At 51.1% G+C, this 14690-nt stretch carries 15 protein-coding genes; 1 reads left to right on the top strand and 14 read right to left on the bottom strand.

Annotation, left to right across the window (positions count from 1 at the left end; translation table 11 throughout):
• Window positions 1-40 precede the first annotated feature (40 nt).
• Window positions 41-712, bottom strand: coding sequence for a hypothetical protein (locus NT002_02375; protein ID MCX6828116.1), 672 nt, complete (start codon window positions 710-712; stop codon window positions 41-43).
• A gap of 269 nt (window positions 713-981) precedes the next feature.
• Here NT002_02375 and NT002_02370 point away from each other — a divergent pair, with 269 nt between their 5' ends.
• Window positions 982-1590: a hypothetical protein gene (locus tag NT002_02370; protein MCX6828115.1), complete on the top strand. Its 609-nt coding sequence runs from the start codon at window positions 982-984 to the stop codon at window positions 1588-1590.
• Here the strand turns inward: NT002_02370 and tgt are convergent.
• The 13 genes from tgt to gatB form a co-directional block, all read right to left on the bottom strand.
• Window positions 1549-2712 carry a tRNA guanosine(34) transglycosylase Tgt gene (gene tgt, locus NT002_02365; protein ID MCX6828114.1) on the bottom strand — a complete coding sequence of 388 codons (1164 nt, stop codon included), beginning with the start codon at window positions 2710-2712 and terminating at the stop codon, window positions 1549-1551. The two genes, NT002_02370 and tgt, sit on opposite strands and share 42 nt — an antisense overlap.
• A 14-nt stretch (window positions 2713-2726) precedes the next feature.
• Window positions 2727-3296 (bottom strand): flavin reductase family protein, encoded by a 570-nt coding sequence (locus NT002_02360; GenBank protein MCX6828113.1) that lies wholly within the window; start codon window positions 3294-3296, stop codon window positions 2727-2729.
• 14 nt (window positions 3297-3310) lie between these two features.
• Window positions 3311-4666, bottom strand: coding sequence for a DNA repair protein RadA (radA, locus tag NT002_02355; protein MCX6828112.1), 1356 nt, complete (start codon window positions 4664-4666; stop codon window positions 3311-3313).
• Between the two features lie 6 nt (window positions 4667-4672).
• Complete coding sequence (locus NT002_02350) at window positions 4673-5428, bottom strand: ABC transporter ATP-binding protein (protein ID MCX6828111.1); 756 nt, start codon at window positions 5426-5428, stop codon at window positions 4673-4675.
• 4 nt (window positions 5429-5432) lie between these two features.
• Window positions 5433-6212 (bottom strand): ABC transporter permease, encoded by a 780-nt coding sequence (locus NT002_02345; protein MCX6828110.1) that lies wholly within the window; start codon window positions 6210-6212, stop codon window positions 5433-5435.
• Window positions 6213-6215: 3 nt separating this feature from the next.
• Complete coding sequence (dnaB, locus tag NT002_02340; protein MCX6828109.1) at window positions 6216-7640, bottom strand: replicative DNA helicase; 1425 nt, start codon at window positions 7638-7640, stop codon at window positions 6216-6218.
• Between the two features lies 1 nt (window position 7641).
• Entirely contained in the window at window positions 7642-8376 is a 735-nt protein-coding gene (locus NT002_02335; GenBank protein ID MCX6828108.1) for a uracil-DNA glycosylase, read from the bottom strand.
• A gap of 1 nt (window position 8377) precedes the next feature.
• Window positions 8378-9568 carry a bifunctional phosphopantothenoylcysteine decarboxylase/phosphopantothenate--cysteine ligase CoaBC gene (gene coaBC, locus NT002_02330; GenBank protein MCX6828107.1) on the bottom strand — a complete coding sequence of 397 codons (1191 nt, stop codon included), beginning with the start codon at window positions 9566-9568 and terminating at the stop codon, window positions 8378-8380.
• 26 nt (window positions 9569-9594) lie between these two features.
• Entirely contained in the window at window positions 9595-10068 is a 474-nt protein-coding gene (locus NT002_02325) for a DUF494 family protein (protein MCX6828106.1), read from the bottom strand.
• A 92-nt stretch (window positions 10069-10160) separates the two neighbouring features.
• Window positions 10161-11723, bottom strand: a complete 1563-nt coding sequence (gene purH / locus NT002_02320) for a bifunctional phosphoribosylaminoimidazolecarboxamide formyltransferase/IMP cyclohydrolase (protein MCX6828105.1) — start codon at window positions 11721-11723, stop codon at window positions 10161-10163.
• An 11-nt stretch (window positions 11724-11734) separates the two neighbouring features.
• Window positions 11735-12631, bottom strand: a complete 897-nt coding sequence (locus NT002_02315) for a phosphoribosylaminoimidazolesuccinocarboxamide synthase (protein ID MCX6828104.1) — start codon at window positions 12629-12631, stop codon at window positions 11735-11737.
• A gap of 2 nt (window positions 12632-12633) precedes the next feature.
• A complete protein-coding gene (gene purN / locus NT002_02310; GenBank protein ID MCX6828103.1) occupies window positions 12634-13230 on the bottom strand; it encodes a phosphoribosylglycinamide formyltransferase in 597 nt (198 codons plus the stop codon).
• A complete protein-coding gene (gene gatB / locus NT002_02305) occupies window positions 13214-14683 on the bottom strand; it encodes an Asp-tRNA(Asn)/Glu-tRNA(Gln) amidotransferase subunit GatB (protein MCX6828102.1) in 1470 nt (489 codons plus the stop codon). Before gatB ends, purN begins: the two co-directional genes overlap by 17 nt.
• Window positions 14684-14690: the final 7 nt, after the last annotated feature.

Genomic DNA, 14690 nt, shown 5'->3' with positions numbered 1-14690 from the left:
AGTATAGAATGCCGCCGAATTCGGAGCAAGGGAAATGAGATTACTGAATCCGGAAATCATAGAACTCCAAATTCTGCCGGAAGTAAGTCTGTGACATAAAGGTATTCCAGGCGCCATGAATTTCCAGCCTATTGGGCACCAAAATTCCCTCCAGCGGTTCAAAATAGTATGTTTCGGAAAACTTAATAAATCCCTCTTTTCGGGGATAATTAATATTCAAGTTGCGGAGATAGTAGGTATCTCTGTCCAGGGATAGAAATCCGGAAGGAAGTTTATCGCCGCAAGAGGCCGCCGGATCGAAACCTATCGCCAACTGGCCCGCTCCGGTATCATTGGGGAAGAAATAATATGCAAGGTGTTGATCCCAGAGTGGAGCAGGGGTAAATTCTTTCGGCAAAGTATTCTCCTGAATTCGCGCCGAATCAATAACCATAACAGATACCGCACGGCGCTCTTTATATTCAACCAAAAAAACGGCGGTATCCACTTTCTTGATGGTTCCCCTGTAATCCGTGATGAAATAAATGGCCTTAGTCGTAAAAGTGTAATGCAACGAGGAATTGAAAATATAAGAGACAGCCATCACGGAATCGGCCTTTTTAAGATAGAACTCGATGACCGCATCCTCACCTTTCGCGGCTGATGCCGCCGCACTGCATAAAAGCAGGATGTTAATCGACAAAATGAGATTGATCTGAAATCTCTTTATCATTCCTATTACTCCGGACATTGACGGTCGAGCGGCCAACTGCCAACCTTACCCAAAATAGCAAAATTGTAGGCAAAAGGAAACTAATTACCAAGAAATTGGACGGCTTTCGGAGATTGATACGATATGACCTCTAATTATTGAAAGACATTCGAACCTCTTAATGATTTTCTCGTATAGATTCTTAAGGAAATGATTGTTTCTGCGGCCGTATTTTATTGCAGAAGATCGTCCCGGATGATAAATTGACAAAAAGACAGACAGCGGTTTGAATGCAGGAACTGATACTAACACTCTTTCTTCTCGCGCCGATAGTCCCCAAAAACCCGGTGGCTCAGGATACGGTTGCCGATGCCAACATTCATTTTGTCGTCGGCTTTCGCCCGGGGACCAATATGGTCAATCTGAGTCCGGAGGTCGGCGTCCGGATTGAGTACCTGGTCCTGCATCCGATTATAATCCGCGCTTCCGCCGACCTGAATATGGCCAAAGTAAAAAATCCGCGTTTTCCTTCCGGTCAAAGGCGTTCTGCGGATCTGGCTGTGGAAGCACTTATTTATCGCGGCCGAAAACGATTCACCAGTTTTATCGGGGTGGGGGCGGTCTATTCCGTTAATGGTTTCCACCTGGATCGCCAGTTGGCCGACCCGCTTCTGGATAGCCTCGAGGTGGTCAAAACCGACATTGAGAACAGAATCGGCTATCGCATAATTCTGGGATTCCGCTACCGGGAACACTGGTCAGTGGAAATAGGTTTTCAGGAAACCCGGCCCGATTTTTCCTTCAAGATCAATGGGATGGGGGACGGGTATAATTATCTCTACAAGAAGAGCGATCTCTCAACGCTCCGCCTCACAGTCGGGTATCTTATCCCTTTTTGAGTATTTCTCGAGAAATTCTTTTCGAAAAGATTCAAAACCTCCTTCCTCGATCGAGCGGCGAATTCCCTGCATCAGCGATTGGTAAAAGTAGGTTGAGTGATAAGTGGCCAACACCAGGGCGGTGATTTCCCTTTGATTATAGAGATGGCGGATATAGGCCCGACTGTAACGGCGGCAGACTTTGCAGGAGCAATTGGGATCCAGAGGACGGTCGTCATGGGTACAATCGGCGTTACGGAAGACCAGCGGCCCTTCGGAAGTAAAAACCATGCCGGTGCGGGCATTGCGGGTGGGCAGAACGCAATCGAACATATCGACTCCATATGAGACGGCCATAAGGATATCTTCCGGATAACCGACGCCCATCAGGTATCGCGGTTTGTCGGCCGGGAGAAACTGAATGGTAAAGCCAAGCATATCCTCCATTTCCGCCTTTGATTCGCCAACCGCCAGCCCACCAATGGCGTAACCATGGAAATCCAGCCCGGTAATCTGTCTGGCGGAGAGTTCCCGCAAATGCCTGTAAGTTGATCCCTGAATGATACCGAACAGGGCGATCCCGCCGCCCCCCGTCTCTTCCAGCTTTCGAAAATGCTCCAGCCCCTTCTGCGCCCAATCAAATGTCCGCCGGACACCATCCTCGGCCGTTTTTGGCTCCGCCGGATAGGCCACACACTGGTCAAAGGACATGATAATATCGGCGCCGATATCCCGCTCGATTTCGATTACCTTTTTCGCATTGAGGCGATGCAAGGAGCCGTCGTGATGCGATCTGAAAGTCACGCCCTCATCATCAACTCTGGAGAGATCATCCATAGAGAAGACCTGGAAGCCGCCGGAGTCGGTCAGAGTTGGTTTATTCCAGCCGGAAAACCGGGCCAGCCCTCCCTTCTCCTTTATCAACTTCTCTCCTGGCCGCAAATATAAATGATAGGTGTTGCCCAGCATAATCTCCGCGCCGCATTCCTCCAGATCTCCGGCGGTCATCGCTTTGACCGCACCGGTTGTTCCGACCGGCATAAAAGCAGGCGTATTGAATTGGCCATGCGGGGTCACAGCCAAACCCCGGCGCGCATTATGGCAGGACTTCTGGAGAGCGAAAGAGAAACCGGGCGTGACCATCAGGAAGGTTTTTCTTATTTCCCGGCCGCCTGACCGTAGCGTCCCAGCAATTTGATCAGCCCGCCGCGGTATTCCCGGGCACCGGTACAGTACACCAGAGGTTTCAGCATGTCAATATTGGGCCGCTCATTTTCATCCACCAGTTCACCGTTGATATGCACCGCTACTATTTCGGCGACAAACATCTCGTGCGTGCCGAGCAGAAGGGATTGCCGGGTGATACATTCGAGATTGATCGGGCATTCCTTTATAAGGGGGGCCGAGACCATTTTGGCCTTGATCGGGGTCAGCTTTAATTCCTTGAATTTGTCATAATCCCGCCCGGAGCGGTTGCCGCAGAAATCGGCCGCGTGAAGATTATGCTCGGAGGTGAGATTGACTACGAACTGGCCTGATTTCTTGATAATTTCATAAGAATATCTCTTCGGTTGTATCGAAATCGAAAGCATCGGCGGTTCGGAGTTGACAATGCCGATCCAGCTGATGGTAATGATATTCGGTTTGTAACCCTCGGCCTGACAGGATACCATCACCGCCGGCAGGGGGATGAGAAGGGTTTGCGGGGTTAATTGCACTTTGCTCATTTGTCCTCAATGAATTAAAAGATCTCCTCCAGCGCTCTCTCCAAAGTTGATACGCCGGTGATTTCAATATTCTTGGCCGCGATTCCTTTCAAATTCTGTTCCGGGAGAATGATCTTTTGGAATCCGAGTTTGGCCGCCTCAGCCACTCTCTGTTCGATCATGCCGATCGGCCGCACCTCTCCGGAAAGACCCACTTCACCGGTCACAACTGTTTTGCCGTCGATAGGGATATCGCGCAGGGACGAGACAATCGATAAGATGACGGCCAAATCAATGGCCGGTTCCGCCAATTTCAATCCTCCGGCGATTGATACAAAAACATCATTACTCCCCATGGGTATGCCGATTCGTTTTTCCAGAATAGCCAAAAGGAGTGCCAGCCGCTTGGTGTCGATGCCGCCGGCCACCCGCTGAGGAGTCCCGTATGATGCGCCGGCCACGAGCGCTTGTATTTCCACCAGTATCGGGCGATTTCCCTCGCAGGAGGCGGCCACCACGGCACCGGAGCGGCGAATATTGCCGAAGTCGGAAAGAAACAACGAGGATGGATTTTCAACTTCCCGCAATCCATTCGGCCCCATCTCGAAAACGCCCAATTCAAAAGTGGAACCAAAGCGGTTTTTCATCGGGCGCAGCAGACGATATAAATGCTGACTGTCACCCTCAAAGTACAGCACCGCATCCACCATATGCTCAAGTACCTTGGGTCCGGCCACCAGCCCTTCTTTAGTCACATGCCCCACAAGGAAAAGTGAAAAGTTGTCCTTCTTGGCCTTTTCGATCAACCGCCCGGCCGACTCTCTTATCTGGCCGACCGTTCCCGGCGGCGATTCAAAGACATCGCTGGAGACAGTTTGAATCGAATCGACAATGACAATATGACTTTCATTTTCTTCAATGGCGGCGATGATCTCTTCCAGATTGGTCAGGTTGATGAAAGATATTTTCTTTCCCTTTATCAGCAGTCTTTCCGAACGTTTTTTTATTTGTCCCAGCGATTCCTCGCCGGTTACATAGAGGACATTCAAACCCATTTCGGAATAAGCGTCGGCGGCCTGCAGGATAAGAGTCGATTTGCCGATTCCCGGCTCGCCGGCAAGAAGGATAGTGCTTCCGGGCAGCAGTCCCCCACCCAACACCCGGTCGAATTCGACCAGACCGCACCGGTGTCCGGTCATCGACTCATTACCGATTTCCTCGAGCCGGCGGGGTTTATCCACGTCGCTTTTCTTATGTTTGGCAGCGCTTCTGACGATCCGTTCCTCGGCCAGACAATTCCATTGGCCGCATCCTTTGCACTGTCCCTGCCATTTGGGGTGAATAGTGCCGCACTGTGTGCAGACAAAAGCGGTTTTGAACTTCTGTTCCATAAAATTCTATTGCACCGGTATCGGACCAACCGCCCGGCCGTTAATGAATTGCTCCACAATTTCGTTCCCGGAGGCTTTAATCTGCTCCGGCGTGCCCGCATACTCAACCCGGCCGTCATAGAGCATGGCGATCCGATCGGCGATCTTATAGGCTGACGTCATATCGTGCGTCACGGCAACCGAAGTAACGTCAAGTTTCTTGCGCATGTCAATCATCATATTATTGATGATGTCGGAAGTGATCGGGTCAAGGCCGGTGGTCGGCTCGTCATAGAGCAGTATTTCCGGATTGGTGGCAATCGCCCGCGCCAGGCCGACCCGCTTGCGCATTCCTCCCGAAAGGTCAGAGGGGTACTGGCGCCCGGTCCCGGCAAGCCCCACCATTTCCAATTTCTCTTGAACTATATTTTTAATTTCCTGCTCCGAGTATTTCCAGCCTTCACGCAATCCCAGTCCGACATTTTCGGCAACTGTCAGCGAATCGAGGAGCGCCGCCGACTGAAAAACCATCCCGATTCCTTTGCGCATCTCAAATAGTTCGTTGGAATTCATCACGTCAATATTTTTATCGTGTATGTAGACTGCTCCCAGGTCGGGGCGGAGAAGCCGGTTGAGGTGTTTCAGGAGCACCGATTTGCCGCAGCCCGACTGCCCTATTATCACGAGCGATTCTCCTTTGCCGACCTCAAGAGAAACGCCGTTAAGGACTTTCTTCCTTCCGAAGGATTTTACCAGATTCTCAATTCGTATCACCGTTTCCATACTCTTAGACCCGGAACAGGATTGTGGCGATGATATAATCGGCCACCAGAATCATTACGGCCGAAATAACCACGGCCTCGGTGGTTGCCTTGCCCACACCCCGTGCGCCGCCCTCGGCATGGTAACCCTCGTGGCATCCCACAATGCCGATGATGGCGCCGAATACCGCCGACTTGATCAATCCCGAAATCAAATCCGAAAATTGGAAGGAATTTTTCACGCCGGTCAGGAAAGTTTCATATGATATATCCACGAAAAGGACTGAGACGGCCAGGGCGCCGAAGATAGCCACGAAGTTGGCGAAAATGGTCAGAAGCGGTATCATCAGAGTGCTTGATAAGAAGCGGGGCATGACCAGATAGCGCACCGGACTGATGGCCATTGATTCGAGCGCATCAATCTGCTCGGTCACCCGCATTGTTCCCAGTTCGGCGGCGATACCGGCGCCGACCCGTCCGGCAATTACCAGAGCCGTCAGTACCGGAGCCAGCTCGATAACAATCGCTTTCCCTACCGCGGCTCCCAGATAGCGAAGCGGGGCACCGATGAATTTAAACTGATAGGCGGCCTGCCAGGCGGAAACGGCACCGATAAAAATGGAGATGGTCACCACCAGCGGCAGCGATTTATTGCCGATCATGAAACACTGTTCGGTGATAACGCCGAGCGAGCGGGGGATGCTTTTGAAATGATAAATCGACTTGACCAGCAGGATGAAGGTACTGCCAAGGCGCGAGATGAAATTGATGGCGCGGCGGCCGACTAAGAGAAATCCGTTATCCATCGATTAAAAAGGCGTGTCCCCACCGGAATACCCGCCGGATGGCTCATTGGGACGAAATTCCGCATTCTCAAAGCGGACAAAGTTTTTCAGGAAAGTCAGAGTCACCAATCCGGTCGGGCCGTTACGTTGCTTGGCCACGATGATTTCCGCCTTCCCGGCCACACGAATCCGCTCGGGATCGTTGTCATCAAGGTGCGACAGATAGAATTCCGGGCGGTAGACAAACATGACGACATCGGCATCCTGCTCGATGGCGCCCGATTCGCGCAGGTCCGAAAGCTGCGGCCGCTTGTCGCCGCCGCGCAACTCCACCATACGGGAGAGCTGACTGCAGACCACGACCGGAATACTCAATTCTTTGGCCAGGCTCTTGAGCGAGCGCGAAATCATGGCCATTTCCTGCTGACGATTTTCCGCGCGGGCAGTGCCGTGAATCATCTGGATATAATCGACTATCAATAAGCCAATATTGTACTGTGCTTTCAGGCGCCGCGCTTTGGCTCTCATTTCGAGAGTTGAAAGGGTCGCCGAGTCATCGATGAATATCTGCGCTTCCGAAAGCGGCCCGCTGGCATAAGAGAGCTGTTTCCATTCGGCATCGCGCAGACGGCCGGTGCGAAGCTGATGCTGACTCACCTTGGCGCGGCCGCAAAGAAATCTTAAAGCCACCTGGCTTTCTGACATTTCTATGGAGAATATGCCCACCGGTACTTTCTGTTCCACCGCGACATATTCGGCGATGTTGAGAGCCAGAGCCGTTTTCCCCATCGACGGTCGTCCGGCGACAACAATAAAATCGCCGCCGTGAAGTCCTGCCGTCAGTGCATCCAGCCCGGTAAAACCGGTCTGAACTCCAACCAGTCCGCCCCGGGAATCCTGGAAATTTTCAATCTGTTCGAAACTTCTGGGGAGAAGCTGCGACAACGGCGTGAAACCTTTTCTAAGACGGCTTTCGGAACTGGAGAAAATGCTCTGCTCCGCTTTATCCAGAATATCGGTGGCATCATCTTCCTGGTCATAGCATTCCTTGACAATGTCGTTGGAGGCATTGATCAGCCTTCTCAGAACCGATTTCTCGAGAATGATATTGGCATGGGCGGTAATATGTCCGGTCGAGACGACCCCGTCAACCAGCTCAATCAGATAATATCTTCCCCCGATTTTTTCCAACTGCCCCATTTTTTCCAACTCATCGGCGACCGTTGTAATATCGCAGGGATTCCCTTTTTCGAAAAGGTTGATAGTCGCCCGAAAAATTAATCTATGTCTGGGAATATAGAAATGTTCTTCGGAGTTAAGAGTCTCTAAGACAATACTGATGGCGTTGGGGTCCTTCAGGATCGAGCCAAGCACTTGCTGCTCGGCATCAACCGACTGCGGCGGTTCAAGACCGGCCAGCCCGGCATTTTTGTCAGCTTTTATTGCCATTTTAAATTCCTGATGTCAATTCATCGTATTTGGCCCGCAGCATCCGCACATCATCCCAGACATCTTTCTTATACGATTCAAATCGGAGCAGCGCGGCGGGGTGATAGGTAACGATCAACGGGATACCATCGAACTCATGCCATATCTTGCGCAATTTGCCGATAGGCGTGGTAGTCTGGAGAAGCGCCTGCGCCGAAATTCTCCCCAGGGCGCAAATTATATTCGGCTTAATCAGACGAACCTGTTCCATCAAATAGGGCAAACAAATCGCCATCTCATCCGGTTGCGGGTCACGATTGTTCGGCGGACGGCACTTCAGCATATTGGCGATATAGACATCCTGGCGGCTGAATTTGATTGAGGCGAGGATCTTGTCGAGCAACTGGCCGGCTCTTCCGACAAACGGCTCCCCCTGCAAATCTTCATCGCGCCCGGGCGCTTCGCCGATAAAAAGGACACCGGCCTGAGGATTTCCCACGCCATAGACAAATTTGGTGCGCGTCTCCCCCAGCGGACATTTCCGGCAGGAATTAATAGACTTATTATGCTCTTCGAGCGACGCATATTGCGTGGGGGCCGCGGCTTGAGACGACTTGGGAGTAAGTTCCTTACGTCTTCGTTTTACGCCGGTGCGACTGAGGACGACCTCTTTTGTTCCCAATTCCATCTGACAGCGTGCCGCTTTTTTCAGCAACGCGGAAGTCTTCGGGTCAATCTTCTTGCGCCAATCAGTCATATTATTTTATCCCGGCGATTTTTTCTATCAACTGTCGGGCCAATTCCAATTTGCTCATTACTGGCAGGGATTCAACCTGCCCGGTTTTATTTATCAATGTTACCTTATTGCTGTCACTTTCAAAAGGGGTGGCGTTTTCCAGAGAGTTCAGGACAATCAAATCCAACCCCTTCTCTTTCAGCTTGGCCTGGGCGTTCGCAATGCCATTTTGCGTTTCCAGAGCGAAACCGATTATTGTCTGATTCTTCCTGCGCACTTTTTTAAGCGAACTTAATATATCAATTGTTGGAGTCAGTTTCAATGAAAGAGTTTCCCCCTTCTTTATTTTATGTTCCGCTCTTTTTTCGGCCTTAAAATCAGCTGGGGCGGCTGCCATTATCAGAATGTCGCAGTCGGCAAAACGCGCATTGACGGCCAGATACATCTCTTCGGTCGATTCCACTTTCACCAGATCGATGCCCGGCTCCGGGGCAATATCGGTCGGGCCGGAGACAAGCGTAACCGTAGCACCGGCCTCGAAAGCGGCCCGGGCCACGGCATACCCCATTTTCCCCGATGAGCGGTTGGAAATAAACCGTACCGGGTCAATCGCCTCCCGGCAGGGACCGGCAGTCACCAGCACCTTTTTCCTATTCAGGGATTTTTTTTTTTGAAAGAAGCTCAGAATAAGTTGATGAATCTCTTCCGGCTCGGCCATCCGCCCCCAACCGACAGTATTGCAGGCCAGCTCCCCCTCGCCGGGATTGATGAAGTGATATCCAAGCGATTTCAGATAATCAATATTCTTTTGAGTTATCGGGTTAAGATACATATTGGTATTCATGGCCGGGGCAATCATAACCGGCTTGCTGGTGGCGCAAATCACAGTTGTCAGAAGTTCATCGCAGATCCCTGAGGCGACCTTACCGATAAAATTGGCGGTCGCCGGGGCAATCACGAAAAGGTCGGGCCATTCCGCCAGATCAATATGGTGAGTTCCGGCGAATCGGTTCTCGGGAAACATCTCGAGCGCCACCGGATTCTGAGAAACGGTTTCAATCGTCAGCGGGGTAATAAATTTGGCCGCTCCTTCGGTCATTATGGCGCGGACATCAGCCGAGTCCTTTTTGAGAAGCCTTATCAGGCCGGGGGTCTTGTAGGCGGCGATACCGCCGGTCAACCCGACAATTATCTTTTTATCCTTTATGGACATTTAAGTCTATATAAGTTGATTAAAGGCTAGTTTACCAGACCCTCGTCTTCCAGGTAAAAGTAGGCCGGCTGACGAATCAATTCGGGGTGACCCGGCTCGCGGAAGAGAACCGTCCCGATGACAATCTTAATCTGGTCAAGATTGATCGGCGGCGGGCCGATCATAGTGCCCCGTTCCAAAATCATCTCCAGCTGGCCGTCGCTGAGAAGCCCCAGATGCTTGAGCTGCAAAAGATAACCAACGGCGTCGGTCGCAAAATGCTGCCGCTCGACATCGCTCATGACCCGGAAGGAACCGGTGGGACGGGAGAAATTGTAAAGGAATTGCGAGTCAGTCTGCATCTGGTCGAGAACCCAGGAATAGGCCGAGCTAATCTCATTCTCGGTAAATCCCTGGCTCTTGAGACTGTCCGAAATCTCTTCCAGATTTTCCAGTTGCCCCTGATTTTCTTTGATGTGAGACATCAAAAGGACGACAATCTCGAGGACCTTTTCACCCACAAGCAAACCCTTTCGCAAGCATCGTTACTCAAAGAGTAATTTACGCACGCCTCGAAAGGTATGCAAGGATTATCTTGCAGAATCAGCTAACTTCAGTGTTTGAAATGCCTTATGCCGGTAAAAACCATCGCGGCGCCGGCCTTGTCGGCTGCTTCAATCGCCTGCGGGTCGCCTTTTGAACCGCCGGGTTGAATTATAGCCGTAACTCCCGCATCCAAAGCCACTTCAACACCGTCGGGCATCGGGAAAAAAGCATCGGAGGCCAACACTGCACCTTTGGCTCTTTCCCTCGCCCGCTTCACCGCCAGAGCGGAGGCATCGACGCGCGAGGTCTGCCCCATCCCTATCCCAACCGTGGCCAGATCCTTGACGATAACAACGGCGTTTGATTTTGTATGCTTGACTATTTTCCAGGCAAAAAGAAGCGATTTCAATTCCGCCGCCGTTGGTTTCCTTTTGGTAACTGTATTAAGAGCAGCTGGGTCAAGCTCATGCTCGTCGGCCATTTGGTATAGAGTGCCGCCGCGGATATATTTGAAAACCATTTCGCCCCCAGGCCGACCACTCAATATTTCAGGCAAAGCCAGAATACGGCGGGTCTTCTTTTTCTTCAGGAATTCCAGCACGTCCGGTTCATATCCCGGAGCAAGAATGCACTCAATAAATTCCGTATCATACAATAACTTAGCCGTTGTCATATCAACCTTTTTATTAAGGCCAATAATGGAACCGAACGCCGAAAGGGGATCCGAGGCGAGCGCATCGCGGTAGGCATCGGAAAGGGTTGCCCCGACCGCTGCTCCGCAGGGATTGGCATGTTTGAGAATACAGGCAAATGGCTCCTTGAAATCCAGAATCATATCAAGACAGGCATCCATATCGGCAATATTATTATATGAGAGTTCCTTCCCAGAGAGAATCTCCGCTCTGGTCAGGGTCGGTCCGGTAAATTTCTCATCCTGGTAGAAGGCACCTTTTTGGTGCGGATTCTCGCCGTAGCGAAGAGATGATTTGAGCGCAAAAGAATAATCCAATCGGGCAGGGAATTCTCCCTCCGCGGCCGGAACACCGGAACGGAAAAAAGCGGAGACGGCACGGTCATAACGATTGGTTAAGTCAAAAGCCTTACCGGCCAGATGGCGGCGGTATTGAAGGCCCAACGCCCCTTCATTTTTCTTCATCTCCTCTATAATCAAGTTATAATCGTTGCAGTCGGTAACCACCGCTACTCCCTCGAAATTTTTTGCTCCCGCCCTGACCATAGTTGTACCGCCGATATCGATATTTTCGATTATTTCCTCTTCGGTCGCTTTCGGATTTTGCACCGTTTTTTCGAAGGGGTAAAGATTAACCACAACCATATCGATCGGTTTGTATTCGTGGTGGGTGAGTTCGGCCAGGTCTTCATCATTGTCACGGCGATATAATATGCCGGCGTGGATTTTCGGATGCAGGGTTTTTACCCGGCCGCCCAGAATTTCGGGGGCGCCGGTGAAGGTAGAAACCGATACCGCGTGTATTCCCCCCTTTTTCAGAGTCGCCAGGGTTCCACCGGTGGAGATTATTTCCACAGCGTATTCAGAAAGCGCTTTGGCAAATTCCAGCAACCCCGTCTTGTCCGAGACCGAAATGAGCGCCCGCCTGATCTTTATCATATCACCCATAGTTACCTTCCCGTCAACAGTTTTTCCGCCTCTCTATACTTGGCGGCCGATTTTATAATGATCTCCTCCGGCAGCTGCGGCGCCGGGGGATTTTTGTCCCAATCAAGGCAGGAAAGATAATCTCTGATAAACTGCTTGTCAAATGATGGTTGTCCCTTGCCCGGAGCGTACTTGTCGAGCGGCCAGAAACGGGATGAATCGGGCGAAAGAACCTCATCGATAACAATCAGCCTATCTTTATAAAATCCGAATTCAAACTTGGTATCGGCTATTATTATCCCCCGGCCGTGGGCGTATTCCGAGGCCTTAAGATACATGGCAATTGATTTGGCGCGGCAGGCTTCGGCGATTTCCGCTCCGACAACACCGACCATTCTCTCAAATGAGATATTCTCGTCATGGCCGTCATCCGATTTGGTGGCCGGAGTAAAAATCGGCTCGGGGAGTTTATCCGATTCCCTCAAATGAGAGGGAAAACTGAATCCATGTACTTCATTGGCCCCCTGTTTTCTGGCTTCGACCAGTTCTTTCCAGAGGGAGCCGGATATATACCCGCGCACGACACATTCGATATCTACCCGGCCCGCCTTGACGACCAGCATTGAGCGCCCTTCAAGAATATCTTGATACTTGAGAAGATTCTTTGGGTAGTCTTCGACCCGCGCGGTGATAAGGTGGGAAGGGATGACATCCTTTAGATAGTCGAACCAGAAAAGCGACATAGCGGTAAGGACTTTCCCCTTGTCGGGAATGCCGTTCGGCAGAACACAGTCAAAAGCCGAGACCCGGTCGGTAGCCACAATCAGCAGCTTGTCCCCCAGGTCATAAACATCGCGCACTTTTCCTTTCGAAAAGAAAGGATATTCCTTGATATTGGTTTCAAGAACAACATTTTCCATAGCTATTTATTTCCTCTGATAAGATTTTCCAGCGCTTCCGGATAAATCTGATGCTCCATCTGCAATACTCTCTCGGCCAGTATTTCGGGGGTATCGCCGGGAAGAACCGGGACTCTCCCCTGTTTCAGGATACGGCCATGATCATATATTTCATCAACAATATGCACCGTGGCGCCTGATTCTTTATCACCCGCCGCCAGCACCGCTTCATGGACATAATGACCGTACATCCCTTTGCCGCCGTATTTGGGCAAAAGCGCCGGATGAATGTTTGTTATTCTGTCTTTATATCTCCTTATAATCGAGGCCGGGACCATCTTGAGGAATCCGGCCAGGGCAATATAATCAATTTCATATTTTTCCAGAACAGCCAGAAGATGATTTTCGGCCTCATCCGAGGAGGTAAAATCCTTCACCTTATAAATAAAGGTCTCAATCTTCTCATTCTCGGCCCGCACCAGGCCATAGGCGTCGCTCCGGCTGGAAACAACCAGGGCAATCCGCGCCGACAGCCGCCCTGCCTTGATGGCATCGATCAGCGACTGAAGGTTGGTTCCCCCTCCCGAGATAAATACTGCGAGTTTAGCCGGCAAGTTCATCCAATTTCTCCTGCAGAATTTTATTGACCAAACCGGGATTGGCCGTCCCTTTCGTTTCTTTCATCACCTGCCCGATAAAGAAGCCGAATAATTGCGTTTTGCCGGATAGATATTTTTTCACGTTCTGCTGATTCTCCGAAAGAACTTTCGCAACGATTTCACCGATAACCGCATCATCACTTATCTGGACAATCCCCTTGGCTCTAATTATTTCTCCGGCCGATTTCGATGAGGCCAGCATCTCTTCAAAAATTTCTTTGGCCATCTTCCCCGATATCTGCCCGGTTTGAATACAATTGAGAAGCTCGGCAATCATCGGCGGCTTGATTCGAAAATCGGTAATTTCAACCCTCGCTTCATTGACCACTTTGAGCACTTCCGTCATGATCCAATTCGAGGCCGCCTTTCCATCGCCAAATTCGGTCATCACCTCTTCAAAATAATCCGCCAGCCCGCGCGACTCGGTAAGAACGGCGGCATCATATTCGGGTATTTCATACTGCTGCATAAAGCGCCTCGCCCGTGCGTCGGGCAACTCCGGCAGACTGCGCCGAACCGATTCCAGCCACTCCCTGTCAATCACCAGATTCACCAGATCCGGTTCGGGAAAATAACGGTAGTCATGCGATTCCTCTTTGGTGCGCATCGGTTCGGCCTCCTGATGTTTCTCATCCCAGAGAAGTGTCATCTGTTCAACGGTACCGCCCGATTTGAGCACCCCAACCTGCCGCTCAATTTCAAAAGTCAGTGCCCGTTCCACCCCCTTGAAAGAATTCATGTTCTTGACTTCGGTCTTTACTCCCAGTCTTTCCGAACCGGCCAAACGAACCGAAACATTGGCATCACAACGCAGATGCCCTTTTTCCATATCCGCGGTACATATCCGCAGGTACTGCAACACCTGTTTCAATCTGACCAGATAGCCGTAAGCTTCCTGCGGAGAAAAGATCTCCGGTTCCGTGACTATTTCGAGCAGAGGTATGCCGCAGCGGTTGAGATCTATTCTTGTATAATCTTCACCCAATTCGGGGTGAAGGGATTTGCCGGCATCCTCCTCGAGATGGATCCTTTTAAGGCGAACAATATTTTCTTTTTCACCGGGATGAAGGCGGAAGGCCAATTCCCCACCTTCCCCTATCGGCTGGTCGTACTGCGAAATCTGATATCCTTTGGGAAGATCCGGATAGAAATAGTTCTTGCGGGCAAAGATCGAACGCAGGCGAACCGTGCCGCCGACGGCCAGAATCATCCGCATAGCATACTCCACCGCTCTTTTGTTGAGCACCGGAAGAGCTCCCGGCAAACCCAGACAGACCGGGCAGGTCAACGAATTGGGTGGGGCGCCATATTCCGCCCGACAGCCGCAGAAGATCTTACTCTCGGTCGTCAGCTGGGCATGTACTTCCAGCCCTATCACCGGCTCATATCCATCTATCTGATATTTGTCCACCATATCCTGT

The organism is Candidatus Zixiibacteriota bacterium (assembly GCA_026397505.1).
GTDB lineage: Bacteria > Zixibacteria > MSB-5A5 > GN15 > PGXB01 > JAPLUR01.
The sequence above is the reverse complement of the archived record's forward strand: the minus strand, read 5'-3'. Positions and strand labels throughout refer to the sequence as shown.